Below are 24,342 nucleotides of genomic sequence, written 5' to 3'. Positions count from 1 at the left end.
TTTGCGAGCGTAAACTATAGCTATCAGTTCTAAGCTCACTTATTCCCCTTAATAATTACAGTCATTCCTAATAGTCTCTCTAATGAATCAATCATCAGGGAGACTTTTTAATTTTATATTTTTCAAAACACATTAGAGATTATTGATAGTTTAATTCATTCATCACTTTCCCTGAATCACTTCACTGTTTCATTCATTAATACCGAAGAACGCGACCATTTTGCTGCTAGTCGATTTTTTTAATTTCGTCAAATTACCGCACCAACCCACAATAAGAATAAAACACCATATATTCAACATGATACATAAAGGCACTCATTTTCAATGTTACAAAAATAAAATTAATGTCAATTTAAGTTATGAAATTGATGCCGCAACATTGCTAAATGTAAGAAAGAGGTTAATGTTTAAAAATCAATGCCAACAGAGAATTTGCAGGCGTTATAGAAAGCTTGCCGTATTGGTTTATTACTAATAAACGAGGGTCATAATGAAACTAAAGCTTATTGTCAAAAGCCTGGCGTTGGCTGGACTAATGACAACCGTCATCCTGCCAGCTTATGCTGATGTCTCGGCGAAAGACGCCTCCGACGCCACCAAAACAGCCAACGATGCGCTCTATAACCAATTGCCTTTTTCTGACAACACTGATTTTACCAATGCCCATAAAGGGTTTATCGCCGCACTGCCCACGGAGATAATCAAAGGCGAACAGGGAAACGTTGTCTGGGACCCGCAGCAGTACGCCTTCATTAAAGAGGGGGAAAAAGCCCCTGCTACCGTTAACCCAAGCCTCTGGCGTCAATCTCAGTTGATTAACATCAGCGGCCTTTTTGAAGTTACCGACGGTGTTTACCAGATCCGTAACCTTGACCTCTCCAACATGACCATCATTGAGGGTAAAGAAGGGATTACGGTGGTTGACCCACTGGTTTCTGCCGAAACCGCCAAAGTGGGGATGGACCTGTACTTCAAAAATCGCGGAAAAAAACCGGTCGTCGCGATTATTTATACCCACAGCCACGTTGACCACTATGGCGGCGTCCGCGGCGTCGTGGACGAAGCCGATGTCAAATCCGGTAAAGTGAAGGTTTATGCACCAGCAGGCTTTATGGAAGCCGCTGTCGCGGAAAACATTATGGCCGGTAACGTCATGAGCCGCCGCGCGAGCTATATGTACGGGAACCTGCTGAAGCCTGATGCGAAAGGCCAGGTCGGTGCCGGCCTTGGGACCACCACTTCTGCTGGGACCGTAACGCTTATCGCCCCAACGAACATCATCGAAAAAGATGGCCAGAAAGAAGTTATTGATGGCCTGACCTATGATTTTATGCTGGCGCCGGGTTCGGAAGCGCCGTCCGAAATGCTGTGGTACATCGAAGAGAAAAAACTCATCGAGTCTGCTGAGGACGTGACCCACACCCTGCACAACACCTACTCCCTGCGCGGCGCGAAAATTCGTGAACCGTTGCCATGGTCTAAATACATTAACGAAGCCATCGTTCGCTGGGGCGATAAAGCCGAAATCATCATGGCTCAGCACCACTGGCCGACCTGGGGCAACGAGAATGTGGTTAACCTGCTGAAAAGCCAGCGTGACCTCTACCGTTACATCAACGACCAGACGCTGCGTATGGCAAACCAAGGCCTGACGCGCGATGAAATTGCTGCCGAATTCAAGCTGCCGGACAGCCTGGCGCACACCTGGGCTAACCGCGGTTACTATGGTTCCGTCAGCCATGACGTGAAGGCGACCTACGTGCTGTACCTCGGCTGGTTCGATGGCAACCCGGCTACCCTTGACGAGCTGCCGCCAGAAGAAGCCGCGAAGAAGTTCGTTGATTACATGGGTGGCGCGGATGCCATCATGAAGAAGGCCAAAGAGGACTTTGCCCAGGGTAACTACCGCTGGGTGGCTCAGGTGGTCAGCAAGATTGTCTTTGCCGATCCGAAAAACCAGGATGCTCGCAACCTGGAAGCCGATGCGCTGGAACAGCTGGGTTATCAGGCGGAATCAGGCCCATGGCGTAACTTCTACCTGACCGGTGCGCAGGAACTGCGTAATGGCGTAGTGAAGGGGCCAACGCCGAACACCGCAAGCCCGGATACCGTGCGGGCAATGACGCCGGAAATGTTCTTTGATTATCTGGCCGTCCACATTAACGGGCAGAAAGCAGGCACAGCGAAAGCGGTATTTAATATCGATCTCGGAAACGACGGCGGTAAATACAAGCTGGAGCTGGAAAATGGCGTGTTGAACCATACTGCCGATGCAGAAGCGAAAGATGCCGATGCGACCATTACGCTGGACCGTGCGACCCTGAACAAAATCATCCTGAAAGAAGAGACGCTCAAACAGGCTGAGGATAAAGGAGAAGTGAAGGTTGCCGGCAATGGCGCGAAGCTTGAAGAGATGCTCGGTTACATGGATAAATTTGAATTCTGGTTCAATATTGTCACACCGTAATTTCTGCGACATGAAAAAAGCTGCCCACGGGCAGCTTTTTTTGCGTATAACGACCTTCGCCGGAAGAAACGACCGCCGTGATGGGCTGGAAAAACGTAATGCCCTCAGCGTTGAGGGGCAAAGGTCAAAGAAACGGGCCAGTGATAACCCGTTTTACAGACAAAATCAGAAACGATAGCCCGCTGAGAACATAAATACCCACGGATCCAGACGCGTGCTCACGTTCTGATTCACGCCACCGGCTTTAAATTTGACGTTGGTATCGATATCCATGTACCACACCGATGCGTTCAACAACCAATCGCGGTTAATCAAATAGTCGAGCCCCACTTGACCCGCGGCACCCCAGGAGTCGTCGAGGCTCAGATCGGATAACCCTGCCGCTTTACCGTTATCATTGAAGTCGCTGTCAAAGAAGGTGGTGTAGTTGATACCCGCACCAATGTAAGGACGGAACTTACTCTGCGCGTCGCCAAAGTACCATTGCGCCATCAGCGTCGGTGGTAATTGATGTACGGTCGCAATATCACCGGTTGGCCCAGTGCCCACTTTATGACGGAACGGGCTGGCGGCTAACAGCTCAATCCCGATGTTGTCGGTCGCCATATAGGTAAAGGTTAAACCCAGCTGCGTATTGTTGCTGACGTTAAAACTACCGAGGCTACCCAGTACGTTATCAGACCCTTCCGTTGGACGAACCGTCGCTGACCCCGCACGAATGAAGAACTCCCCTGCCTCATGCGCCCAGACGCTGCCCGACAAGGTGCTTAACGCAAGCGCAACCACTGCTAACTTTTTCATATCCACTTCCTCATTATGGTTTTTCTAGCGCGGCAAATATACCCATAACGAGTTACTTTTGATCCGTCACGGATCACACTAAGTCATGAGATTTAACATTTATTGATCCAGATTAATTTTTGCCGTTTACTCACGCCGCGTGATTAATGCCTAAATCAATATTTGTAATTAGCAGATAATTTGAGCTTATTGCGAAAAAACAGCCGACATTCTCCGCATCTACGCTGCTGCCGGTTTGTCCAGGCTGTTCATAACGCCGCCAATACGGCTTTTTCTTTACAAAGATATACTTAGCGGGGCTGGCGCAGAGAGTGCTACGTTCGCGCGATTTGCGGTACAATTGCCGGCTAATTAACACCTGCAATACTCAAGGAGAGTGCATGTCTATCACGGCGCAGTCTGTATACCGTGACACGGGTAATTTTTTTCGGAATCAGTTTGTCACCATCTTACTGATTTCATTGCTCTGTTCATTTATCACGGTGGTGCTCGGCCATGCCTTTTCCCCCAGCGATGAGCAACTTGCTACGCTGACGGTTGGCGATCATCTGACCGGAAGCACCGGCCTGTTCGATCTGGTGCAGAACATGACCCCAGAGCAGCAGCAAATCCTGCTGCAGTCTTCTGCGGCATCCACTTTTGCAGGGCTTATTGGCAATGCGATTCTGGCCGGCGGCATTTTGCTGATGATTCAGCTGATCTCCGCAGGGCACCCGGTCAGCGCGCTACGCGCGATTGGCGCCAGCGCGCCGGTTCTACCGAAACTGCTGCTTTTGATCTTTATCAGCACCTTCCTGATCCAGATGGGCGTGATGTTGATTGTGGTTCCGGGTATTCTGCTGGCTATCGTTCTGGCCTTCGCGCCGGTGATGATGGTGCAGGATAAGCTGGGCGTTTTCGCAGCCATGCGCAATAGTACGCGCCTGGGCTGGGCAAATATGCGTATTATCGCCCCTGCGGTTGTCGGCTGGATGCTGGCCAAAACGCTGCTGCTGCTGTTTGCATCCAGCTTTGCCGTGCTGACACCGTATCTGGGTGCGGTGGTAGTGAATACGCTGAGCAACCTGATTTCAGCCCTGCTGCTGGTCTATTTGTTCCGCGTCTATATGCTTATTCGCAACTAATCTGAAGCTGCCCATAACGGGCAGCGCTGAACTACGGAATCGAAGTATGAAGCAGTTTCTGGACTTTTTACCGCTGGTTGTCTTCTTCGCGTTTTATAAGATTTATGACATCTATGCGGCAACCTCGGCGCTGATCGTCGCTACCGCCGTGGTACTGATTTACAGCTGGGTACGCTATCGCAAAGTCGAAAAGATGGCGCTTATCACCTTTGTTCTGGTGGCCGTATTTGGCGGGCTGACCCTGTTCTTCCACAATGATGAGTTTATCAAGTGGAAAGTCACCGTGATTTATGCGCTGTTTGCCGGCGCGCTGTTGGTGAGCCAGTGGGTGATGAAAAAGCCGCTGATCCAGCGCATGCTGGGCAAAGAGATCACGCTGCCCGAAGCCGTTTGGTCAAAGCTGAACGTGGCGTGGGCGATTTTCTTCATTCTCTGTGGCCTGGCAAATATTTATATCGCCTTCTGGCTACCGCAAAACATTTGGGTAAACTTTAAGGTGTTTGGCCTGACGGCGCTGACGCTGGTATTCACCGTATTGAGCGGGGTTTACATCTATCGCCACATGCCGCAAGACGAAAACAAGTAAGCACAGAGAACAAGAATGACACAGCAAAATGACGCTCCTCAGGGTGAGCTGGTATTACGCACCTTAGCCATGCCCGCGGATACCAACGCCAACGGTGATATTTTCGGCGGTTGGCTTATGTCGCAAATGGATATTGGTGGCGCCATACTGGCAAAAGAAGTGGCGCATGGACGGGTTGTAACCGTTCGCGTCGACGGCATGACCTTTCTGCGCCCCGTCGCGGTGGGTGATGTGGTGTGTTGCTACGCCCGTTGCGTTAAGCGCGGCAATACCTCCGTGACGGTCAATATTGAAGTGTGGGTCAAGAAGGTGTCGTCAGAGCCTATCGGCCAGCGCTACAAAGCCACCGAGGCGTTATTTATCTACGTTGCGGTGGACCCTCAGGGAAAACCTCGCGCAATTCCCGTCGAATAATCACAAGCCCGGCCATGCCGGGCTTGCTGCTTTTAGAGGAAACCAAGGACTTTCAGAACAAAATAGCCGATAACAATCACGATAATCGGCAGCACGTAAAGCGGGAAAAATTGCACAAAAATAGTATGCCGCGGAACTTCAACACGCGCTTCCAGCGCTTCACGGCTCAGCCCCTCAGCGCCCTTCGCTTTCTCCAGAATCAGCTGATCTTCCACCCCTTCGCGCAAATGTTTGGCCTGACGCGCCATACGTGCACCGGAATCCTGTAGCGCCAGGGCGACAAAAATCAGGGCAAAGATAATCCAGAACAGGATATTGAGCCCATTGTGGAAATCCGGCTGCGGCGAGTTATACCAGAACAGGTTCAGGAACGGGGTGTTGAAACGCATCATGTCCACCATCACGTGAACAAAATCCATCATCACGGCATCGATGCCCGGCTGTTTTGCACTGTGTTCATACATGAACTTCAGCACTGAAATCAGTGTAGAAATCAGCGCAGGGATAAAGATAATCCACCCGGCGATACGTTTGAGAATAGCAATGCGTCCAGCTTGTTGATACGTCATGGGTTCCCCTTGTTTTGACGCTTTTGTTCAGGGCTTTGCCTCAGTCTATCTGCTGATGACGACTTTCGCCCGACTTTACGCGCGATATGATATACCATTCCCCTGCATTCGTTATCCTAAAGGAGAGGTAGTTATGTCCGCCGAGCGCCAAATACAAGCCGCCATTTTTGACATGGATGGATTACTGATCGATTCCGAGCCATTGTGGGATCGTGCCGAACATAAAGTCCTGGGCGAGGTGGGCGTCGATTTTACCCGTCGCCACGAACTTCCCGACACGCGTGGTTTACGCATCGACCTGGTGGTGGAACTGTGGTTTGCTCATCAGCCGTGGAGCGGCCCGGACCAGGCAACCGTCGTTCAACGCATTATTGACTACGTGATTGCGCAGGTCGAAGAAACCCGCCCCCTGCTGCCCGGCGTACGTGAAGCGGTGGCACTGTGCAAAGCACAAGGTCTCAAGGTTGGCCTCGCCTCAGCATCACCGCTGTATATGCTGGAAAAAGTGCTCACCATGTTTGAGCTGCGCGATCAGTTTGATGCGCTGGCCTCCGCCGATAAACTGGACTACAGCAAGCCGCATCCGCTGGTCTACCTCAACTGCGCAGCCGCGCTGGGGGTTGACCCGCTGTGCTGCGTAGCGCTGGAAGATTCCGTCAACGGGATGATCGCCAGCAAAGCGGCGCGCATGCGTTCCATCGTCGTTCCCGCCGCCGAAAGCCAGAACGATCCCCGCTTTAGCCTCGCCGACGTCAAGCTGCCATCGCTTGTGTCCCTGACCCGCGAAAATCTGCTCGGCTAATCGTGTTGCGGGCACATCGCGTGCCCGCAAATGCCAACCCCATCATAAAAATGAAACGCTGTTTTATATTTGTTTGAATTTTCCTTTTCCCCCTTCTATGCTTTGCCCTGTAGTCATCTGATAACGATAAAAATCATATACAGGGGTCGACATGATTCTGAATGCTTTCAATCTGCAAGGTAAAGTTGCGCTCGTCACCGGGTGCGATAAGGGTTTGGGCCAGGGTATGGCTTTAGGGCTGGCGGAAGCCGGCTGCGATATCGTCAGCGTCAGCCGCAGCGTGCCGCAGGAAACCGCGCAAAAAGTACAGGCGCTGGGGCGACGTTTATACGCCATTCAGGCCGATCTCAGCCGACCGGAGAGCATCGCCGATATTGTTCCCGCAGCGCTTGCTGCTGCCGGCCGTATTGATATTCTGGTGAACAACGCCGGAACCATTCGCCGTGAAGATGCGCTGAACTTTAGCGAAAAAGACTGGGATGAGGTGATGAACCTGAATCTGAAGTCGGTGTTCTTTCTCTCACAGGCGGTAGCGAAACAGTTTCTGGCTCAGGGCAGCGGCGGTAAAATTATTAATATTGCCTCGATGCTCTCTTTCCAGGGCGGGATTCGTGTGCCATCCTACACCGCCTCGAAAAGCGGCGTCTTAGGTATTACCCGCCTGCTGGCTAACGAATGGGCAGCGCATCACATCAATGTGAACGCCATTGCTCCCGGCTACATGGCCACCAATAACACCCAGCAGCTGCGCGACGACGCCGAACGTAGCAAAGAGATCCTCGACCGCATCCCTGCCGCGCGCTGGGGCACACCGGAAGACCTCAAAGGCCCGGTGGTGTTTCTCGCCTCGCCGGCATCTGACTATATCAATGGCTACACCGTAGCCGTCGACGGCGGTTGGTTAGCACGTTAAAATTTTGACAAAGAGTTACACTGTAACCTCTTCCGCCTACTGTATAAAAACCCTATACTGTATGAATTTACAGAACAATGGGTTTTATCATGACGGCGGAAGGTCATCTGCTCTTTTCCATCGCCTGTGCGGTGTTTGCTAAAAATGCCGAACTTACGCCTGTACTGGCGCAAGGTGACTGGTGGCACATCGTGCCATCGGCGATATTGACCTGTCTGCTGCCGGATATTGACCACCCGCGCTCATTTCTCGGCCAGCGGCTCAGTTGGCTATCAAAACCCATTGCCCGAATGTTTGGCCACCGGGGGTTCACTCACAGCCTGCTGGCGGTGTTTGCTGCCCTGACCCTGTTTTACCTGAAAGTCCCTGACAGCTGGATTGTTCCCGCCGACGCGGTGCAAGGCATGGTGCTCGGCTATCTGAGCCATATTCTGGCGGATATGCTGACTCCCGCAGGCGTCCCTTTACTGTGGCCGTGCCGCTGGCGTTTCCGCTTCCCAATTCTCGCCCCACGTAAAGGTAACCAGCTTGAGCGCGTGCTGTGTATGGCGCTGTTCGCCTACGCCGTTTTTATGCCGCAGTCGCTGCCGGAGAATAGCGCCGTGCGCTGGTCGTCCTCGATGATCAATATGCTACAGACCGACTTTAACCGCTTCATCCATCGACGAGCTGAGCAATAATCAGTCACAAAACACCGTTTTGATATAATCAATTCCATTTGGATATAAGCGTGTTATTCCAGTTCTGTTACCCTTCTCACATCCAGGCAAATCCTTTCGGGTTTGTCCTAAAAAAACACACACCGCAGCGCCCTAAGTTGGCGCCGGACGGTGTGGATAATACTTCAGGAGAATGGGGATGAACTTTCCACTAGTCGCGAACATTATCGTGTTCGTCGTATTGCTGTTTGCGCTGGCGCAGACTCGCCACAAGCAGTGGAGTCTGGCCAAAAAAGTACTGGTCGGTCTGGTGATGGGTGTGGTCTTCGGGCTTGCGCTTCAGCTGATCTACGGTTCTGATAACCCAGTACTTAAAGATTCCATTCAGTGGTTTAACGTCGTTGGTAACGGCTATGTACAACTGCTGCAAATGATCGTCATGCCGCTGGTCTTCGCCTCTATTTTGAGCGCGGTTGCCCGTCTGCATAATGCTTCTCAGCTGGGCAAAATCAGCATTCTGACTATCGGTACGCTGCTGTTCACGACGCTGATTGCCGCGCTGGTTGGCGTACTGGTGACCAACCTGTTTGGTCTGACCGCTGAAGGTCTGGTTCAGGGCACGGCGGAAACCGCCCGTCTGAATGCAATCCAAAGCACCTACGCCGGTAAAGTGGCTGACCTGAGCGTTCCTCAACTGCTGCTCTCCTTCGTGCCGAAAAACCCGTTTGCTGACCTGACTGGCGCTAACCCGACATCAATCATCAGTGTAGTTATCTTCGCCGCTTTCCTTGGCGTCGCCGCGCTGAAGCTGCTGAAAGACGATGCGCCGAAAGGCCAGCGCGTGCTGACCGCTATCGACACGCTGCAAGGCTGGGTGATGAAATTGGTTCGTCTGGTAATGCAGTTGACTCCGTACGGTGTCCTTGCGCTGATGACCAAAGTGGTTGCCGGCTCTAACCTGCAGGACATCATCAAGCTGGGCAGCTTCGTTGTCGCTTCCTACCTCGGTCTGCTGATCATGTTCGTTGTGCACGGTATCCTGCTGGGCGTAAACGGCGTGAGCCCACTGAAATACTTCCGTAAAGTCTGGCCGGTGCTGACCTTTGCGTTCACCAGTCGTTCCAGCGCGGCGTCTATCCCGCTGAACGTGGAAGCGCAGACCCGTCGCCTTGGCGTACCAGAATCTATCGCCAGCTTCTCCGCGTCCTTTGGGGCAACGATTGGCCAGAACGGCTGTGCCGGCCTCTACCCAGCAATGCTGGCAGTGATGGTTGCGCCTACCGTGGGAATTAACCCGCTGGATCCGCTGTGGATTGCTACGCTCGTGGGTATGGTTACCGTCAGCTCCGCAGGCGTTGCCGGTGTCGGTGGCGGAGCAACATTCGCTGCACTGATTGTCCTGCCAGCCATGGGGCTACCGGTGACGCTGGTTGCGCTGCTGATTTCCGTTGAGCCTTTGATCGACATGGGCCGTACCGCACTGAACGTCAGCGGCTCAATGACTGCCGGTACGCTTACCAGTCAGTGGCTGCGTCAGACTGACAAAGAGATCCTCAATAGCGAAGAAGACGCGGAACTGGCGCATCGCTAATCAATCTGCCGGCAGAGCCATTCCTGCCGGCCGGTAAGACCAAAAAAAACCGCTGATGCAAATCAGCGGTTTTTTTATATCCGGTCAGCGTATTTCGCTACGCATTAATTTCCCCATCCTGCCGTATTTGCACCGCCCAGCGTTGGGCCGATTCAGGAATGCTGAACGCCTGCGAACGTTGAAAAGCGCTGCCCATCAGCACAAATGCCACATATTTCCCACGCAGTAACCAGACGTCCCGAAACCCCTCTACCTTGACGGCGTGGTCGGGTGGTGCAGGTTCGGAGCGCGGTACATAGCTGATAATCTGCCGATTTTGTTGGCGAAGCGGTTTCATAAGCAGTTAAATTCACAATCATTAATGGCAAAAGCAGGAAAGTCTTATGATAGCAGGATTCGCGGGCGCACGTCATACACAAAAAAGCCCGGCAGGATCGCTGCCGGGCAAGGGTTGAGGGGGTTAATTTCTTACACGTCGCGGTAAGTCCCGAGACGATAACCTCTTTCCGCAATCGCATATTTCAGCGATGCCGAGGTCAGGACATCAAGCTCCGCCAGGCGTGGGTAGCAATAGGCGCTGCCCATAATTGTGTTATCCACGAACGCCGGGTGGCACATGACTTCTACGGACTGTTCACCGCGTGCCGCAGAGCTGTCGAGGGTTTGCAGGAACAGCGCGTCAGAGATGGCGTCGCCATAAAATTCACTGCTGAAACCCTCGCTGCTGCGCAGCCCTTCCGGAATCGCAAAAGGATACGGAATAGAGCGGTCAATGCGCATCGCAATACCCTTAGATTTCGCAAACTCCGCCACCAGCGGGAAAATCTGCGGGATCATATGCACATGATGATGGCTGTCAAAGTGCGTAGGCTCGGCATCAAACAACTCGACAAAACGGTTGTACTGACACTCCAGCTCATGGGCAATCTCATCCATCGGCAGCGCATCGTCTTCCGCCACCTGCCAGATCCACTTGCCGAGTTTCCCCTCACGGGTCAGCCCCGGCATTGGCGACAACGGCTCGCCCAGCGTCAACACAAAGTGCATGCCAACGGCCAGCTCCGGCGTACGGCGGCTTATATAGGCCGCGTGGTCAATAGCCGCGCCGTTGACCAGCGCGGTCGTTGAGGTTACAAGTCCATTTTTGCAGGCATCGAGAATCCCGTAGTTTTGTCCTTTGCTTAGGCCAAAATCATCGGCATTAACGATCAACAAACGCTCCATGATGCCTCCTGTCACTTTTTCAGCTTCTCCACGGTGGCGGCAAAATTCGGCAACCACTTTTCATGGGCCAGAATCAGTTCGCGCGCCAGAATCTCTGCATCTTTATCAGAGTGGATAAGTGGGCTTAAGTTCAGCGCCAGCAGCACATCGTTAAACTCACCGCTCAACGCCGCATGGCTTGCTGCAATTTCAAAACCTTTGATGGTGTGGATAAGACCCAGCACCTTCTCATCGAAATGCGTGACGCGCGGATGGGGTTTCGCACCATCGCGACCGAGGATTGAGGTCACTTCAATAGACCAGTCCGCCGGAATGTTATCGATATGCCCATGGTGTGGAATGTTGACGTAGTGCTCAGTCTGCTTATCGTTATAGATAGCGTTGATGACTTCGCAGGCCGCATCGGAGTAGTACGCCCCACCGCGCTGCTCCAGCTCTTTCGGCTTCACGTTCAGATCCGGATTTTTGTACAGTTCGAAGAGTTGTTTCTCCACTTTCTGCACCACCTGCGCACGTGCGCCGCCTTTGTAGTACTCGCCCATCTCGATAGCCAGCATCTCTTTTTGCTTGAAGTAGTAAAGCAGGTAAGAGCATGGCAACAGGTTCAGAGAGCGAATAAGCCCTTCGCTGAACGGCATGTCGAAGATGTTTTTCACGGTATTCGCCGACAGCGTGCCGGACGCTACGCCATCCAACAGTTCAGCAAAGCGAGACTCACCATTTACCAGCACATCGCGGATAAAGACCATGTGGTTAAGACCGAACAGGTCGATAGACAGGTCGTCCGTTTCGCTCAGGCGCAGCACATCGGTGATGAACATTTTCATCCCGATTGGGATATTACAGACGCCAATAAAACGCTTGAAGTTGGTGTGACGGTAAACCGCTTCGGTCACCATGCCGGCTGGGTTAGTAAAGTTGATAACCCACGCGTCAGGACATACTTCCTGTACATCTTTAATGATGTCGAAAATAACCGGAATGGTACGCAGACCTTTAAACAGGCCGCCCGCACCGTTGGTTTCCTGACCCAGATAACCATGGCTCAATGGGATACGTTCGTCTTTTTCACGGGCCTTGAGCTGGCCGACGCGCAGCTGGGTGGTCACAAAGTCTGCGCCCTGCAGGGCTTCACGGCGGTTAAGGGTTTTGTAGACCTTCATCGGTACGCCGGCTTTTTCTACCATGCGTTGGCAAAGATCGTGGATGATATCCAGCTTCTCCTGGCCGTCTTCAACGTCAACCAGCCACAATTCGGTGACCGGCAGTTCGTGATAGCGTTTGAGAAAACCTTCCAGTAATTCCGGCGTATAGCTGCTACCACCACCAATAGTAACGACTTTTAATTTCTGGCTCATATCTTTCTCCCTAGAGATCCACAAGCTAAACGTGGCTTACTCTCCGCATAATATGCGGTGAGCTAAATTCTTTATCACAGTTCTACGAAATAATATCGCAGCGCGTTAGTTGATAACCGTTAACTTCTTACGATAATTGCTTGGCGTAAATGAAGTCAGCTTTTTGAATGTTTTGATAAACAAACTTGGGCTGCTATAGCCTGACTCATACGCAATATCGGTTACCGAGTAATTGGTTATTTCCAGCTGTTTCTTCGCAAAGTTAATACGGATATCGTTAATAATCTGCATTGGCGTTTTGCCATAGTAGCGCTGGGTCGCCCGAGTTAAATATTCCTGGGTCTTCCCGGATAACTCGACCATATTATCCAACGCCCCTTCACCAAATTTTAATTTATCGTGCATGGCTTCAACGGTGGATTTTAACCACTGCGGCGTAACATCCTGCGCCTGTTCTTCTCGGTGATGTCGCAGGCGATTAATCACATAGAAGGAAACCAGTTCAATAAATTCGTCAAATTCCGTTTCGCGGAAGTGAAGTGATGCAATAACCGATTCAATGTAGCTAAGAAACGTGCTTTTAATCGAATAGACTTGCGAAGCAACCAGAGCGAACGGCACCAGCGCCTGATAGTGAGTATCGAAGAAATCTTTACTGATCCCAACGTTAAGGATTCGCGTGGCACCGAACTCGTAGAAGCTCTGGTGGTGTGAACCCATAGGGATGAAGACAAAATCTCCGCGCTCCAGCATCACCCGTTTGCCGTTTATCACCTGATAGTAGCGCCCGGTCAGTACGATAGTGAACTCGTAGTAGTCATGCTGATGCAACCCACTGATGCTTTCCGTTTTGTTGTAGATGAAGACATGAAAATTCTTACCGTTGAAGAGCTGTTGTTCTCTGGCGGTGTTGATTTCCATGCTGATCATCTTTGGTTGCCTCATAGGGAAAAGCCTATTGTACCTTCTCGTGAAGTTCGATCAATTCAGCAACGAGTTCGCGGGCCAACATTGATGTCATTAGATGATCCTGCGCATGAACCAGCACCAGGCTCACCTTCATACGTCCTTCACCTTCATCGCTCTCAATGAGCTGTGTCTGCACGCGATGCGCTTCGCTCAGCGCAATGCGGGACTGGTCCATCGTGGCTTTTGCCGCTTCAAAATCACCCTGTTTTGCCTGCTTCAGCGCGGCATAAGCCAAGCTACGCGCCTGTCCAGAGTTAATAATCAGGCCCATTACCACTTCTTCGAGATCGTTTTCCTGCACGTCCTCAGCAACCACATTATCCAAATCAAACATATCTATTCCCTTTTGTGAGGGCGGTATGGAGACAGGCTCCATACCGCATTGGCATTAGAATTTCAGTGCTGCTGCGATGTCTTCTTCGCTTTCTTCTTCTTCAATGGTCTGCTGCGCTTTGTTCGAAATCATCACGAATGGAATGTAAACCATCGTGGCAACACAAAGGTTGAACAGTGCGACGAACAGGGCTGCGATGCTACCGTTACTGTTGAAGAACGCCCCCAGGCCGGTTGGCATAGTCCACGGCGCCAGGTTAGTGACCGGTGGAATGATGCCCATTGAGTAGGCAGCGAGAGTGATAGCGGCCAGAATCGGCTGTACCAGCACAAACGGAATGAACATAACCGGGTTCATGATGATTGGCAGACCAAACAGAATCGGTTCGTTAATCTGGAAGATGCCTGATGGCAGCGCCAGTTTCGCAACCTGACGATGGTCAGCACGGCGAGAAGCGATAAAGATAGCGATAATCAGACCCAACGTTGCACCGGAACCACCCAGCAGGATGTAGGAATCCAGCATTGGTTTCGCCCAGAAGTGGAACTGCTGGCCTGCAGCGATAGCGGCATCAACGGAACCATACTGGTTGTACAGTGCGATGTTTTCCAGCGCCCATGGAGTCATGATGCCGTTATCAAGCGCAGTCAGCGCCAGAGAACCGTGAACACCGAAGAACCACAGCAGGGAGTTGAAGACCACATACGCCCAGCCTACGACCCCGCCCATTGCCGCCAGCGGCTTGGAGATGGAGTCCATGATGATCTGGTGGAAGTTGCTGCCGTAGGAGGCCAGCATCCAGGAGATAATCCCGAAGATGGAGAGGATCAGGAAGCCTGGAATCAGCGCCGAGAATGAACGTGCGACGGAAGATGGCACGCTATCTGGCAGCGTAATCACCCAGTTGCGACGGATAACGAAGGTGAACAGCTCAGCGACCACCAGACCGATAATCATACCGGAGATGATGTTCTGACCACCCAGCCAGTTAGCGCCTACCGCATACGCATCGCCGACGCTGTATGGGGTGACGGTCATGAATGCCGCTACCGCCAGCAGGCCTGCTGCCATCGGGTCAACTTTGCGCTCTTCTGCTAAAGCTGAACCTATAAAGAAAGGTGCCATCAGCGACATAATGCCCAGGGTACCGTTATAAACGTTACCGCCGATGGCTTTAAAGCTGTCTAATGTTGCAATGGTGGATGCATCCAGACGAATGCCCATTGAATAGAAGAATGAGCCCTCACCAAAGCTCAGGAAAACGTTATTAATTAATACAAACATGGCCCCGGCAAGGGTCAATGGCATTAATTTAATAAAACCGTTTTTAATGGCGTTAATGTGAGGCTGCTTTCCTATTTTAACAGCAAAAGGAAGGAGTACCTTTTCAAGCGAATCGATCACTTTACTCATAGAAAATACCCTTAAAGGGCCGCAATTAATATTGCGGCGATTGTATGTGAAATAACTCTTTGACGGGAAAAATAATTAAATTACTGCGCAGCGGCTTTTTTAATTGCAGCAACCGCTGCTTTAAGCACGCCTAAACCATCTACTTTGCCATACAGCGTTGAATCAATAACTTCAATTGGTTTGTTTGGTAAAATCTTTTGAATATCGCCCAACATATAACCGATTTGTGGACCGAGTAAAATAACGTCAGCCTCAGGACCTTTTTCTGCGGCAAACGCTTCAGAGAATGCTTCAATGACAACGGGTACTTCGTATTTCTCAGCCTGCGCACGCATTTTGGATACCAACAATGAAGTGGACATTCCTGCAGAGCAAAAGAGATAAATATGTTTCTTTTCCATTCACGCTTCCTCAACTTGTGAAATCTGCCATCACCGGGCGATGTTCCTTGTGCCCACTACCCTCGTATGTAACAGATGAGTTATCTTCTGTTTATGCCTTGAGTATACGGCAACAAATTGTGTACGGATAATTCTCACATCGCAAAAATTGTCTCTCATTGACCTCTGGTTTTGACTACCTTCACACTTTGGTCAAAATAATTCGCGACAAGAAATAAGCATGATATCTCATAAAAAAGCCCGACGCTGAGGTCGGGCTTTCGTAGGTGTCCGATGAATACACGATTACTTGCTTGCTGCCTGCGGGTCCGTGTCGTATTGCGCACAAGTTTGGTAGCCGGAGTTGATCACATGGCCGGTATCGTCTAAGGCCACAAAGTAGGTTTCCGCTTTACCATCTCGTTGACCCAATATATAGGTCTGGCAGGTACCACGTGCGTGGATCATTGAAACTTCAGATGATGGTTTACCCGCAATCTGCTGAACCTGGGTTCGGCTCATCCCTTTCTTCACGTCTTTCACCACCGGCTGAGTGAACTGGTCTGCCGTGCGATCGTATGCGGTACAACCCGCCAGCAGGGCCATTACAGCAGCGGCGCCCAGGATACCGACAAAATTCTTATTCATCTTCCTTTCTCCTTTTTTATGAAGTGTCTTAAGCCTGGAATAAAACATGCTATTTATCAACCAATACGTCTGAATCAACACCGGGTCATGGAATATTCGGATTAATTTACATCAGTCAAAACTGTGATCCTTGTCGTTTTACCGTCAAAGAGGTAGCTTTAACACATTGTTCTAATGGGTTATCGGCACAGCTTGGCTCACATTTCCGGAGGGGTAGATGGCGTTACAACAAGAGATTATTCAGGCGCTTGGCGCAAAACCACAAATTGACGCAAAAGAAGAGATCCGTCGTAGCGTTGATTTTCTGAAATCCTATCTAAAAACTTATCCATTTATCAAATCGTTAGTCTTAGGGATCAGCGGCGGTCAGGACTCAACCCTCACCGGGAAGCTGTGCCAACTGGCGATTAACGAGTTGCGTAGCGAAACAGGCGACAACGCGCTGCAGTTCATCGCCGTACGTCTACCCTACGGCGTGCAGTTTGACGAACAGGATTGCCAGGATGCGATCGCCTTTATTCAGCCGGACCGTGTATTGACGGTCAATATTAAGGCTGCGGTGCTGGCCAGCGAGCAAGCGCTGCGTGAAGCGGGAATCGAGCTGAGCGACTTTGTTCGCGGCAATGAAAAAGCCCGTGAGCGTATGAAAGCACAGTACAGTATTGCCGGTATGACCCAAGGTGTCGTGGTCGGCACCGATCATGCGGCGGAAGCCATTACCGGGTTCTTCACCAAGTACGGCGACGGCGGTACTGACATTAACCCGATTTTCCGTCTCAATAAGCGTCAGGGTAAACAGCTGCTCGCTGAACTCGGATGTCCAGAGCACTTATATAAGAAAGCACCAACGGCGGATCTCGAAGATGACCGCCCTTCTCTGCCGGATGAAGTTGCCCTTGGCGTAACCTACGACAACATTGACGACTATCTGGAAGGTAAAACCCTGGATGCGGCGCAGGCGAAGACTATCGAAGGTTGGTATCTGAAGACGGAGCATAAGCGCCGTCCGCCGATTACCGTGTTTGATGATTTCTGGAAGAAATAAAGAAGAAAACCGCCGGACCTGCCCATAACCTGTTGGTATTTATGGGCAAGTCCGGCGGTCTTAAGACAGTGTGCCGCTAAACTTATTCGGCAGGCGCAGGAGGCATTTTACCTGCTGGCGCTTTGTGTTCTGTCAGACGCTTCTCAAAATTCGCATTAAACTGTTTTTTCTGTTCTGGGGTTAAGATGTTGTAAATCTTGTTCTGGGTTTCCAGACGAGACAACATCATGCCTTTATGCTGTTCTTCCATTTTGGCGATCTGCGCTTCGGCTTTCGCTTTATCGAAGCTGTCGCTGGCGATCAGGTTATGCATCGCACGCATCTCATCCTGCGGTGGACGTTTGTTGTGTTCGCGGCCCTCTTTCATAATGTCGCGCATCTGCTGTTTTTGCGCGTCGGTCAGGTTCAGCCCCTGGAACATCATGTCATGGCGTGGGCCCATTTTACCTTTGTGATGATTCATCATCTTAGCGTTCGGCTGACCCGCGTCGGCGGTGGTCGAGGTGGTGTCCGCAGCGTGAGCCAGGTTAGCAGCACCCAGAGCCAGCGTAGAGGCAACAAACAGAGCAGTTAATTTTTTCATTATCGGGTCCTTACTTTCAATTATTCTGACGGCGCATTGCCGTGTTGACGAGATTAACTTTACGGGGTTTATCGTCAATTAATCAGAGCCTGCGTAAAACAATGAAAGTGTAAAAAACGATTTCCAACCAATTATGAAGAAATTGAGGATAAACTGTGGAGAGTTGAAACGAAAATATTCAACATCATGATTAAGAAGAGATTTTGTAGAAGTATAAAGCACGGCAGATTATTAATAAAGCAATTATCCAGGAATAATCTGCAATAGCGAAAATAAGAATAAATAAAGGCCGCTGCGCTGTGCGAAGCGGCAAGATTTATTAATTTACGGGCGGACAGCGTTCAAGCATTAGTCCGGCCCGCAGCCCTAACGCGACATCTGGATTCGGGAACAGGACGTACTCGCAGGGAGACGACACCACGTAGCGGAGGTCTCCGTCTTCCGCCAGCAGCGTCCCTTTGGCAAACGGCGTAAAGTTCAGCGTCTGAGGTGACATGTAGAGGCGAAAATCAGCGCTGCGTCGGGTGATCTGCTGCACTACCCGATAGTGCAAAGGCTCAGCGGTCGAACCGCCGCCAAACTCTCCCGCCAGCAGATTCGCGAGCTGGCGTTCCACCAGCGCAAACTGCGTCAAATCATTTTGTCCAAATGGTCGGGCTTTACCTAACTCCAGCGTGCAGGCCTGTGCGTCAAAGGATTCGCAGGTAAAATGGCTGAACGTTCCTCCCGGCGCCTGATGAAACACCAGCGCCTGTAGCCCGGCCGAGCCAAGCCAGCTTAAGAACTGCGGATCCCACGGTGTTTCCCGCGCGGGCAACACGCCAAAGCGCTGATGATGAGAGCCGCGAATCGCGGTATGCATATCAAGATGCCAGCGCACGTCCGCCGGGCAGCGCTGATAAAACGCTGCCACGGTTTGCTCAAGACTGGCTGCGCGTATCGTTTCATCGCTTACCGGGAAATGCCGCCAGCGCGCGCCAAACATGCGATTGAGATCGCTGTGCAGATAACGCTTGTTGTCGCGCATCGCCGGCGGGTTGCCCAGCACCACCAGCAAATGCCAGTGCAGCGCCTGCCGTCCGCTTATCAACGCATTGAGCAAGTTCTCCACTATTTCCACCGGCGCTGTTTCGTTGCCGTGGATCCCTGCCGACAGCACCATCGCCTGCGAGCAGGGCTGATGTGGTGTTAACTGCAACACCCCGGCCTCGCGCCATTCCCAGTGGAAATGTTCGCTATCGCCTTCAGGCTGGGGCGGTAATCGCCCCGCCAGCGTCAATGCCAGAAACTGTTTCATCTGTTCTCCTTAACGCTGGAAGGGATAGAGCGAACCCAGTTGCAGGATCTGTGTTAACCGATCTAACGCTTCACGTCCTTCCTGCAATAGCTGCGGATCTGCCAGGTCCCCTACGGTCAGACGGTCGCGATAATAGCAATCGACCCAGTCATTTAAGGTGGTAAACAGCGTGTCGTTCATCATTACCGCGGGATTGACTGCCCGGCGCTCGTCGTCGTTCAGCACCACCCTGAGCCGCAGACACGCCGGGCCGCCGCCGTTGGCCATACTTTCGCGCAAATCGAATACGCGCAGCGTATCGATAGGGTTATCCTGGGCGATCAGCTCGTTGAGATAGCGCCAAACGCGAGGATGCTCCTGCGCCTCACCAGGAAGCACTAACATCATGCTGCCGTCCGCTTTACTTAACAGTTGGCTGTTAAACAGATAAGTGGTAACCGCTTCGGCGACCGTCACTTTTGCCGCCGGCACTTCTATGGCCATAAATCCCGCAACGCGTTCGCGCAGATGTGCCATCAGTTGCGGCTGTTGAACAAACGCCTGCTCGTGACAAAACAGCAATTCGCGGTTGCTCACCGCGATAACATCATTATGGAACACGCCCTGGTCGATCACCTGGGGATTTTGCTGGGCAAAAATTACCTGATTCGGGTTCGTCTGGTTCAGCCGCGCCACGGCTTCACTGGCGGCGCGCGTCTGCCGCGCCGGGTAGCGCAGCGGCATTGCGCCGCGCGTCTCATCGCGGCCGTAAATAAACAGTTGAGTCCCCGGTAACCCATAGTCGCGACCCAGCCGATTGTGATTGGCGGCCCCTTCATCCCCCAACGAGGCAACTGCCGGCAAAGGGCCGTGGACGGCAAAATGGGCGGGATCGTGGAAAATCCCCTGCAAAATAGCCTGCGTCGTCGGCGCTTCACTGGCGCGGTGCAAAAGACTGTTCAGGTTTGCCACGGTCAGGTGCACCTTACCATCCAGCGCATCTGCGGAAGGGCAAACCGTGGCCGCGTTAGCCACCCACATCGCCGAGGCGGAACTGGCCGCACTCAACAGTTCTGGCGCCTGCGCTGCAGCTTTGGCGATGACCTGCTCATCACGACCGCTGAAACCAAGCTGGCGCAACAGCGTGACGTTTGGCCGTTCTTGCGGCGGGATCACCCCTTGCGCAAATCCGGCATCGGCCAGCGCCTTCATTTTTAACAGCCCCTGTTTCGCCGCCCGCTGCGGATTCGAAACCTGATACTGATGTTTGGTCGAGGCTTCATTACCAAACGATAAGCCAGCGTAGTGGTGAGTCAGCCCCGGCAGGCCGTCAAAGTTCACTTCCCAGGCGTTCATGGCTGCACCTTCGCATCAAAATTGAGCCCAGGGCTGAGCGATGCAGGTAACGCGAGCGTTGGTGATTCCAGGCTCGCCATTGGCCACGCGCAGTAATCCGCAGCATACCAGGCGCCAGGACGATGGTTGCCGGAAGCACCGGTGCCACCAAATGGCGCGCTGCTGGCGGCACCGGTTAGCGGTTTATTCCAGTTGACGATCCCGGCTCGCGCTTCCAACAGCAGACGGTCGAACAACTCGCGGTCTGGGGAAATCAGACCACAGGAGAGCCCATAACGGGTCGCGTTCGCCAGGTGAATGGCCTGCGCAAAGTCGTCATAGCGCCACACGCCCAGCAGCGGACCAAACACTTCTTCGTCGGCAATATCATGGGCTTCAGTTAATTCAACGATCCCCGGAGTTAGCAGCGAGGTCCCGGGTTTGACTAAACGCGGAGCCAATAGCGTGGTACCGCCCTGTTCCACCAGCGCTTGCCAGGCTTGATACACTCGCTCGGCCGCTGCCGCAGAGATCAACCCGCCGATAAATGGCTGAGGCTGCGCGTTCCAGGCGTCAGGAACAATACGCCCGCTGACCTCGACCAGACGCTGTAAAAAGGCATCACCAATCGAGCCCCGTTTCACCAGCAGGCGGCGCGCGCAGGTACAGCGCTGGCCGGCGGTGACAAACGCCGACTGAATGGTTAAATGCACCGCTGCATCAATGTCCTGCGGATCATCGACAATCAGCGGATTATTCCCCCCCATTTCCAGGGCGAGCATTTTTTGCGGCTGACCGGCCAACTGACGATGCAGATGGAAGCCGGTTGCGGAACTGCCGGTAAACAGCACACCGTCCAGCCCCGATTGGCTGCTGAGCGCTTCGCCGGTTTCGCGCCCGCCCTGCAGCAAATTCAGCACCCCCGCCGGTAGACCAGCTTTTTCCCACAGTTTGACCACCGCCTCGCCGCAGTGTGGCGTCAGTTCGCTGGGCTTAAACACCACCGTATTCCCAGCCAGTAACGCCGGGACAATGTGGCCATTTGGCAGGTGTCCGGGGAAATTATACGGGCCAAATACCGCCAAAACGCCGTGGGGGCGATGGCGCAGCGTGGCCGCACCGTCCGCCATTTCGCTATGACTCTCCCCCGTCCGTGTGCGATAGGACGCCAGGGAAATGGCGATTTTATTCGTCATTGCCGTCACTTCCGTGGCCGCCTCCCACCGCGGTTTACCGGTTTCACGGGCAATCACGTCGGTTAATGCCTCTTTATGACTCTCCAGCAGTGCAGCAAAGACCTCAATAATGTGTTGGCGTTCGGCAAACGGGCGGCGGGCCCACGCGGGAAACGCTGCGCGTGCGGCGGCAACGGCTTGCTCAACCTGCAGCGGCGAAGCATCATTTCCCGCCCACGTTGCCTCACCGGTCACCGGATTGGCACTCTGACGCGCCGCGCCGCTCCCCGCCAGCCACTCTCCGTTAATCCACAGGCTCATCATTTTTTCTCCTCGGGGCACAGGCGGACCAGGCGGACGCTATCGCCTGAATGACAGTTCAGGGCATCCAGTTGTTCAGCCGTTAAAACAAGGCATTCGGTTTGCGGGTCGGCGTGGACCAACATGGCGCGATAGTGCTGATACTGCTCGTTGGCTACCACGCACAGCGGTAAATCACTGCTGCCGGGTCCACCTTCCGCCACGGCCACCAATCGGCTTTTACGCACCGCGCGTACCCGGTCAATTTCACACTCCAGCGTTGGGCCGCCGTCAAAAATATCGACATAATCGCGATAGCGGAAACCTTCTTTCTCCAGCACCGCACGCGCCGGCGCGGTTTGCGGATGGACCTGACCGATCACCGCCCGCGCCTCTTCACTGAGAAAATCGGTATAAATGGGATGTTTTGGCATCAGTTCAGCAATAAACGCTTTTTGCCCGGTACCGCACAGATAATCGGCGCGGGAAAACTCCATAGAGAAAAAGCGGCTGCCGAGGCTTTCCCAAAACGGCGAGTAACCGTGTTCATCAATCACGCCGCGCATTTCTGCAACCACCTTGTGATTAAAGTGGTCGCGGAACGCCGCCATAAACAAGAAGCGCGACGATGACAGCAGATGTCCGTTGCTATCTTTGCGCCACGCCGGGTCAAGGAACAGCGTACACAGCTCGCTGCTGCCGGTGTGATCGTTAGTGAGAAACAGGGTTGGCAGCGCGTTGTAAACGTTCAGCTCTTTCGAGGCGTGCACCAACGTGCCCACGCGATAGTTGTACCAGGGGTCGTTGACGCCCACCGCAACCTCAATCGCACACACCCCAACCACCGCACCGCTGCGGGTATCCTCAAGCACGAACACGTAGCCTTGATCGCCACGCGGCAGCGTGCCTTGCCAGGTGGCCTGAGAACGGGCGATACGCGCCGCAAGAGTATTTTCATCGGCGGGCAACGAAGTGAGACCGCCACCCGTTTCCCCCGCTAACGTGAGCAAACCCTGGAGATCTCCGGCGGCAACAGGACGAATAATCATCATGATGATGTCTCCGCAATAAAGCGTTCACAGGCGGCTTCGAAGCGGTTGAGACCCAGCGTCACATCCTCTTCATTAACGATAAGCGCCGGTGCGAAGCGAACAACATTCACGCCCGCAATCAGGACCATCAGCCCTTCTTCCGCGGCCAGCAGGCTTATCTGCTTAGCCTTACCGGCGTACTCATCACGCAAGGCGCAGCCGATCAACAAGCCTACGCCGCGAATCTCTTTAAATAGACCAAAACGGGTATTGATTGCCTGAAGGCGCTCTTTAAACCACTGTTCGCGCTGTTTCACCCCGTTCAAAACCTGCGGCGTGTTGATTATCGACAGCACTTCACCCGCTACGGCGCAAGCCAGCGGGTTGCCGCCGTAAGTCGTACCGTGAGTCCCCACCGTCATTACGCTGGCCATCTCTTCACGCGCCAGCAGCGCACCGATTGGGAACCCGCCGCCCAGCGCTTTGGCGGTGGAGAGCAGATCCGGCGTAATGCCATAGTGCTGATAGGCGTACAGTTCACCGGTGCGTCCAACGCCGGTTTGCACTTCATCAAAAATCAGCGCCGCATGGTGGCGATCGCACAGTTCACGCAGTTCGCGCAGGAATGCCTGCGTCGCAGGGACAACCCCGCCTTCCCCTTGAATCGGCTCGACGATCACCGCGCAGGTGTTGTCGTCAATCAATACGCGGGCTGACTCGATATCGTTGTAAACGCCATGACGGATATCCGGCGGCAGCGGCGCAAAATCCTGCGAATAAGCCGGTTGCCCCCCTGCCGTGACGGTAAACAGCGTGCGGCCATGAAAGGCATTTTTGAATGCCACAATGCCGGTTTTATGTTCGCCAAAGCGATCGTGGGCATATTTACGCGCCGTTTTCAGCGCGGCTTCGTTAGCTTCCGCGCCGGAGTTACAGAAAAAAACGCGATCGGCGAAGGTGGCGTCGATCAGCTGTTTAGCCAGCCGCAGCGCGGGTTCATTGGTATAGCCATTCCCGGTATGCCAGAACTTACTGGCCTGCTCGGTCAACGCGCGGAGCATCGCCGGATGGGCGTGTCCCAGCGCATTCACGGCAATACCACCGGCAAAATCGATATAGCCTTTTCCCTCTTGATCCCACAACCATGCCCCCTCACCGCGTACAGGAATAAACTGAGCCGGGGCGTAAACCGGCATCATCCACTGATCAAAATTTTGACGGCTGATTGACTGAGACATAGCGACCTCGATAAGTAAATAAATGGTTTAATTTATGTTAATGATTATGGTTATTTCCCCTTAAATGTAGATTGCACGGTTCGTGCCAGCGAGAGCTAAAAATGCAT

General features: G+C 52.8%; 25 protein-coding genes. 9 read left to right on the top strand and 16 right to left on the bottom strand.

Annotation, left to right across the window (positions count from 1 at the left end; translation table 11 throughout):
• Positions 1-490: 490 nt before the first annotated feature.
• Positions 491-2,467, top strand: a complete 1,977-nt coding sequence (locus KCR01S_RS20525; RefSeq protein WP_061284862.1) for an alkyl/aryl-sulfatase — start codon at positions 491-493, stop codon at positions 2,465-2,467.
• Positions 2,468-2,632: 165 nt separating this feature from the next.
• Here the strand turns inward: KCR01S_RS20525 and ompW are convergent, their stop codons facing one another.
• Complete coding sequence (gene ompW / locus KCR01S_RS20520) at positions 2,633-3,268, bottom strand: outer membrane protein OmpW (RefSeq protein WP_061284861.1); 636 nt, start codon at positions 3,266-3,268, stop codon at positions 2,633-2,635.
• A gap of 380 nt (positions 3,269-3,648) precedes the next feature.
• Here ompW and KCR01S_RS20515 point away from each other — a divergent pair, with 380 nt between their 5' ends.
• The 3 genes from KCR01S_RS20515 to yciA are packed head-to-tail and all read left to right on the top strand — an operon-like array spanning position 3,649 to position 5,392.
• Positions 3,649-4,392: a YciC family protein gene (locus tag KCR01S_RS20515; RefSeq protein WP_061284860.1), complete on the top strand. Its 744-nt coding sequence runs from the start codon at positions 3,649-3,651 to the stop codon at positions 4,390-4,392.
• 46 nt (positions 4,393-4,438) lie between these two features.
• A complete protein-coding gene (locus KCR01S_RS20510; RefSeq protein ID WP_052281672.1) occupies positions 4,439-4,978 on the top strand; it encodes a septation protein A in 540 nt (179 codons plus the stop codon).
• Between the two features lie 15 nt (positions 4,979-4,993).
• On the top strand, positions 4,994-5,392 hold the full coding sequence (gene yciA / locus KCR01S_RS20505; RefSeq protein WP_061284859.1) for an acyl-CoA thioester hydrolase YciA: 399 nt from the start codon (positions 4,994-4,996) through the stop codon (positions 5,390-5,392).
• A gap of 32 nt (positions 5,393-5,424) precedes the next feature.
• On the opposite strand, the gene KCR01S_RS20500 is transcribed toward yciA, so the two are convergent.
• Positions 5,425-5,961: a YniB family protein gene (locus KCR01S_RS20500; protein ID WP_061284858.1), complete on the bottom strand. Its 537-nt coding sequence runs from the start codon at positions 5,959-5,961 to the stop codon at positions 5,425-5,427.
• A 133-nt stretch (positions 5,962-6,094) separates the two neighbouring features.
• Between KCR01S_RS20500 and hxpB the strand changes: the two genes are divergently transcribed.
• The 4 genes from hxpB to KCR01S_RS20480 all read left to right on the top strand — a co-directional run bounded on the left by hxpB (position 6,095) and on the right by KCR01S_RS20480 (position 9,926).
• On the top strand, positions 6,095-6,763 hold the full coding sequence (gene hxpB, locus KCR01S_RS20495; protein WP_061284857.1) for a hexitol phosphatase HxpB: 669 nt from the start codon (positions 6,095-6,097) through the stop codon (positions 6,761-6,763).
• Positions 6,764-6,914: 151 nt separating this feature from the next.
• On the top strand, positions 6,915-7,676 hold the full coding sequence (kduD, locus tag KCR01S_RS20490) for a 2-dehydro-3-deoxy-D-gluconate 5-dehydrogenase KduD (RefSeq protein WP_061284856.1): 762 nt from the start codon (positions 6,915-6,917) through the stop codon (positions 7,674-7,676).
• Between the two features lie 89 nt (positions 7,677-7,765).
• Positions 7,766-8,356 carry a metal-dependent hydrolase gene (locus tag KCR01S_RS20485; protein WP_061284865.1) on the top strand — a complete coding sequence of 197 codons (591 nt, stop codon included), beginning with the start codon at positions 7,766-7,768 and terminating at the stop codon, positions 8,354-8,356.
• 178 nt (positions 8,357-8,534) lie between these two features.
• Positions 8,535-9,926: an L-cystine transporter gene (locus KCR01S_RS20480; protein WP_061284855.1), complete on the top strand. Its 1,392-nt coding sequence runs from the start codon at positions 8,535-8,537 to the stop codon at positions 9,924-9,926.
• Between the two features lie 97 nt (positions 9,927-10,023).
• On the opposite strand, the gene cedA is transcribed toward KCR01S_RS20480, so the two are convergent.
• From cedA to osmE, 8 genes are all read right to left on the bottom strand, one after another.
• Positions 10,024-10,263 carry a cell division activator CedA gene (cedA, locus tag KCR01S_RS20475; protein WP_061284854.1) on the bottom strand — a complete coding sequence of 80 codons (240 nt, stop codon included), beginning with the start codon at positions 10,261-10,263 and terminating at the stop codon, positions 10,024-10,026.
• A 131-nt stretch (positions 10,264-10,394) separates the two neighbouring features.
• Positions 10,395-11,150 carry a chitin disaccharide deacetylase gene (gene chbG, locus KCR01S_RS20470; RefSeq protein WP_061284853.1) on the bottom strand — a complete coding sequence of 252 codons (756 nt, stop codon included), beginning with the start codon at positions 11,148-11,150 and terminating at the stop codon, positions 10,395-10,397.
• A gap of 11 nt (positions 11,151-11,161) precedes the next feature.
• Positions 11,162-12,508, bottom strand: a complete 1,347-nt coding sequence (locus KCR01S_RS20465) for a 6-phospho-beta-glucosidase (RefSeq protein ID WP_061284852.1) — start codon at positions 12,506-12,508, stop codon at positions 11,162-11,164.
• 105 nt (positions 12,509-12,613) lie between these two features.
• Positions 12,614-13,438, bottom strand: coding sequence for a transcriptional regulator ChbR (gene chbR, locus KCR01S_RS20460; protein WP_146751556.1), 825 nt, complete (start codon positions 13,436-13,438; stop codon positions 12,614-12,616).
• Positions 13,439-13,463: 25 nt separating this feature from the next.
• On the bottom strand, positions 13,464-13,811 hold the full coding sequence (gene chbA / locus KCR01S_RS20455; RefSeq protein WP_061284850.1) for a PTS N,N'-diacetylchitobiose transporter subunit IIA: 348 nt from the start codon (positions 13,809-13,811) through the stop codon (positions 13,464-13,466).
• A gap of 54 nt (positions 13,812-13,865) precedes the next feature.
• Entirely contained in the window at positions 13,866-15,224 is a 1,359-nt protein-coding gene (gene chbC / locus KCR01S_RS20450) for a PTS N,N'-diacetylchitobiose transporter subunit IIC (protein WP_061284849.1), read from the bottom strand.
• An 80-nt stretch (positions 15,225-15,304) separates the two neighbouring features.
• Positions 15,305-15,625 carry a PTS sugar transporter subunit IIB gene (locus tag KCR01S_RS20445; RefSeq protein WP_052281685.1) on the bottom strand — a complete coding sequence of 107 codons (321 nt, stop codon included), beginning with the start codon at positions 15,623-15,625 and terminating at the stop codon, positions 15,305-15,307.
• A 285-nt stretch (positions 15,626-15,910) separates the two neighbouring features.
• Positions 15,911-16,252, bottom strand: a complete 342-nt coding sequence (gene osmE, locus KCR01S_RS20440; RefSeq protein ID WP_061284848.1) for an osmotically-inducible lipoprotein OsmE — start codon at positions 16,250-16,252, stop codon at positions 15,911-15,913.
• Between the two features lie 217 nt (positions 16,253-16,469).
• On the opposite strand from osmE, the gene nadE reads away from it, so the two are divergent.
• Positions 16,470-17,297, top strand: a complete 828-nt coding sequence (gene nadE, locus KCR01S_RS20435) for an ammonia-dependent NAD(+) synthetase (protein ID WP_061284847.1) — start codon at positions 16,470-16,472, stop codon at positions 17,295-17,297.
• 82 nt (positions 17,298-17,379) lie between these two features.
• On the opposite strand, the gene spy is transcribed toward nadE, so the two are convergent.
• The 6 genes from spy to KCR01S_RS20405 form a co-directional block, all read right to left on the bottom strand.
• Positions 17,380-17,883 carry an ATP-independent periplasmic protein-refolding chaperone Spy gene (gene spy / locus KCR01S_RS20430; RefSeq protein ID WP_167348843.1) on the bottom strand — a complete coding sequence of 168 codons (504 nt, stop codon included), beginning with the start codon at positions 17,881-17,883 and terminating at the stop codon, positions 17,380-17,382.
• Between the two features lie 316 nt (positions 17,884-18,199).
• Positions 18,200-19,177, bottom strand: a complete 978-nt coding sequence (gene astE / locus KCR01S_RS20425) for a succinylglutamate desuccinylase (protein WP_061284845.1) — start codon at positions 19,175-19,177, stop codon at positions 18,200-18,202.
• Between the two features lie 9 nt (positions 19,178-19,186).
• Entirely contained in the window at positions 19,187-20,512 is a 1,326-nt protein-coding gene (gene astB / locus KCR01S_RS20420; protein WP_061284844.1) for an N-succinylarginine dihydrolase, read from the bottom strand.
• Positions 20,509-21,987 carry a succinylglutamate-semialdehyde dehydrogenase gene (astD, locus tag KCR01S_RS20415; protein ID WP_061284864.1) on the bottom strand — a complete coding sequence of 493 codons (1,479 nt, stop codon included), beginning with the start codon at positions 21,985-21,987 and terminating at the stop codon, positions 20,509-20,511. Before astD ends, astB begins: the two co-directional genes overlap by 4 nt.
• Positions 21,987-23,018, bottom strand: coding sequence for an arginine N-succinyltransferase (gene astA / locus KCR01S_RS20410; protein WP_061284843.1), 1,032 nt, complete (start codon positions 23,016-23,018; stop codon positions 21,987-21,989). The genes astD and astA overlap by 1 nt, the downstream gene beginning before the upstream one ends.
• Positions 23,015-24,235, bottom strand: coding sequence for an aspartate aminotransferase family protein (locus tag KCR01S_RS20405; protein ID WP_061284842.1), 1,221 nt, complete (start codon positions 24,233-24,235; stop codon positions 23,015-23,017). Before KCR01S_RS20405 ends, astA begins: the two co-directional genes overlap by 4 nt.
• Positions 24,236-24,342 lie beyond the last annotated feature (107 nt).

The sequence above is a fragment of the Kluyvera cryocrescens NBRC 102467 genome, assembly GCF_001571285.1.
GTDB classification, from domain to species: domain Bacteria; phylum Pseudomonadota; class Gammaproteobacteria; order Enterobacterales; family Enterobacteriaceae; genus Kluyvera; species Kluyvera cryocrescens.
This window is presented reverse-complemented; position numbering and strand designations above follow the sequence as displayed.

What these genes read in the sequence shown, in the direction of transcription:
- kduD (WP_061284856.1), top strand. Translation starts at nt 6,915, where the DNA reads ATGATTCTGAATGCTTTCAATCTGCAAGGTAAAGTTGCGCTCGTCACC.
- cedA (WP_061284854.1), bottom strand. Translation starts at nt 10,263, where the DNA reads ATGAAACCGCTTCGCCAACAAAATCGGCAGATTATCAGCTATGTACCG.
- ompW (WP_061284861.1), bottom strand. Translation starts at nt 3,268, where the DNA reads ATGAAAAAGTTAGCAGTGGTTGCGCTTGCGTTAAGCACCTTGTCGGGC.
- nadE (WP_061284847.1), top strand. Translation starts at nt 16,470, where the DNA reads ATGGCGTTACAACAAGAGATTATTCAGGCGCTTGGCGCAAAACCACAA.
- astD (WP_061284864.1), bottom strand. Translation starts at nt 21,987, where the DNA reads ATGAGCCTGTGGATTAACGGAGAGTGGCTGGCGGGGAGCGGCGCGGCG.
- KCR01S_RS20405 (WP_061284842.1), bottom strand. Translation starts at nt 24,235, where the DNA reads ATGTCTCAGTCAATCAGCCGTCAAAATTTTGATCAGTGGATGATGCCG.
- yciA (WP_061284859.1), top strand. Translation starts at nt 4,994, where the DNA reads ATGACACAGCAAAATGACGCTCCTCAGGGTGAGCTGGTATTACGCACC.
- KCR01S_RS20510 (WP_052281672.1), top strand. Translation starts at nt 4,439, where the DNA reads ATGAAGCAGTTTCTGGACTTTTTACCGCTGGTTGTCTTCTTCGCGTTT.
- hxpB (WP_061284857.1), top strand. Translation starts at nt 6,095, where the DNA reads ATGTCCGCCGAGCGCCAAATACAAGCCGCCATTTTTGACATGGATGGA.
- KCR01S_RS20515 (WP_061284860.1), top strand. Translation starts at nt 3,649, where the DNA reads ATGTCTATCACGGCGCAGTCTGTATACCGTGACACGGGTAATTTTTTT.
- chbA (WP_061284850.1), bottom strand. Translation starts at nt 13,811, where the DNA reads ATGTTTGATTTGGATAATGTGGTTGCTGAGGACGTGCAGGAAAACGAT.
- KCR01S_RS20485 (WP_061284865.1), top strand. Translation starts at nt 7,766, where the DNA reads ATGACGGCGGAAGGTCATCTGCTCTTTTCCATCGCCTGTGCGGTGTTT.
- osmE (WP_061284848.1), bottom strand. Translation starts at nt 16,252, where the DNA reads ATGAATAAGAATTTTGTCGGTATCCTGGGCGCCGCTGCTGTAATGGCC.
- KCR01S_RS20465 (WP_061284852.1), bottom strand. Translation starts at nt 12,508, where the DNA reads ATGAGCCAGAAATTAAAAGTCGTTACTATTGGTGGTGGTAGCAGCTAT.
- astA (WP_061284843.1), bottom strand. Translation starts at nt 23,018, where the DNA reads ATGATGATTATTCGTCCTGTTGCCGCCGGAGATCTCCAGGGTTTGCTC.
- KCR01S_RS20500 (WP_061284858.1), bottom strand. Translation starts at nt 5,961, where the DNA reads ATGACGTATCAACAAGCTGGACGCATTGCTATTCTCAAACGTATCGCC.
- KCR01S_RS20480 (WP_061284855.1), top strand. Translation starts at nt 8,535, where the DNA reads ATGAACTTTCCACTAGTCGCGAACATTATCGTGTTCGTCGTATTGCTG.
- KCR01S_RS20445 (WP_052281685.1), bottom strand. Translation starts at nt 15,625, where the DNA reads ATGGAAAAGAAACATATTTATCTCTTTTGCTCTGCAGGAATGTCCACT.
- chbC (WP_061284849.1), bottom strand. Translation starts at nt 15,224, where the DNA reads ATGAGTAAAGTGATCGATTCGCTTGAAAAGGTACTCCTTCCTTTTGCT.
- chbR (WP_146751556.1), bottom strand. Translation starts at nt 13,438, where the DNA reads ATGATCAGCATGGAAATCAACACCGCCAGAGAACAACAGCTCTTCAAC.
- astB (WP_061284844.1), bottom strand. Translation starts at nt 20,512, where the DNA reads ATGAACGCCTGGGAAGTGAACTTTGACGGCCTGCCGGGGCTGACTCAC.
- KCR01S_RS20525 (WP_061284862.1), top strand. Translation starts at nt 491, where the DNA reads ATGAAACTAAAGCTTATTGTCAAAAGCCTGGCGTTGGCTGGACTAATG.
- chbG (WP_061284853.1), bottom strand. Translation starts at nt 11,150, where the DNA reads ATGGAGCGTTTGTTGATCGTTAATGCCGATGATTTTGGCCTAAGCAAA.
- astE (WP_061284845.1), bottom strand. Translation starts at nt 19,177, where the DNA reads ATGAAACAGTTTCTGGCATTGACGCTGGCGGGGCGATTACCGCCCCAG.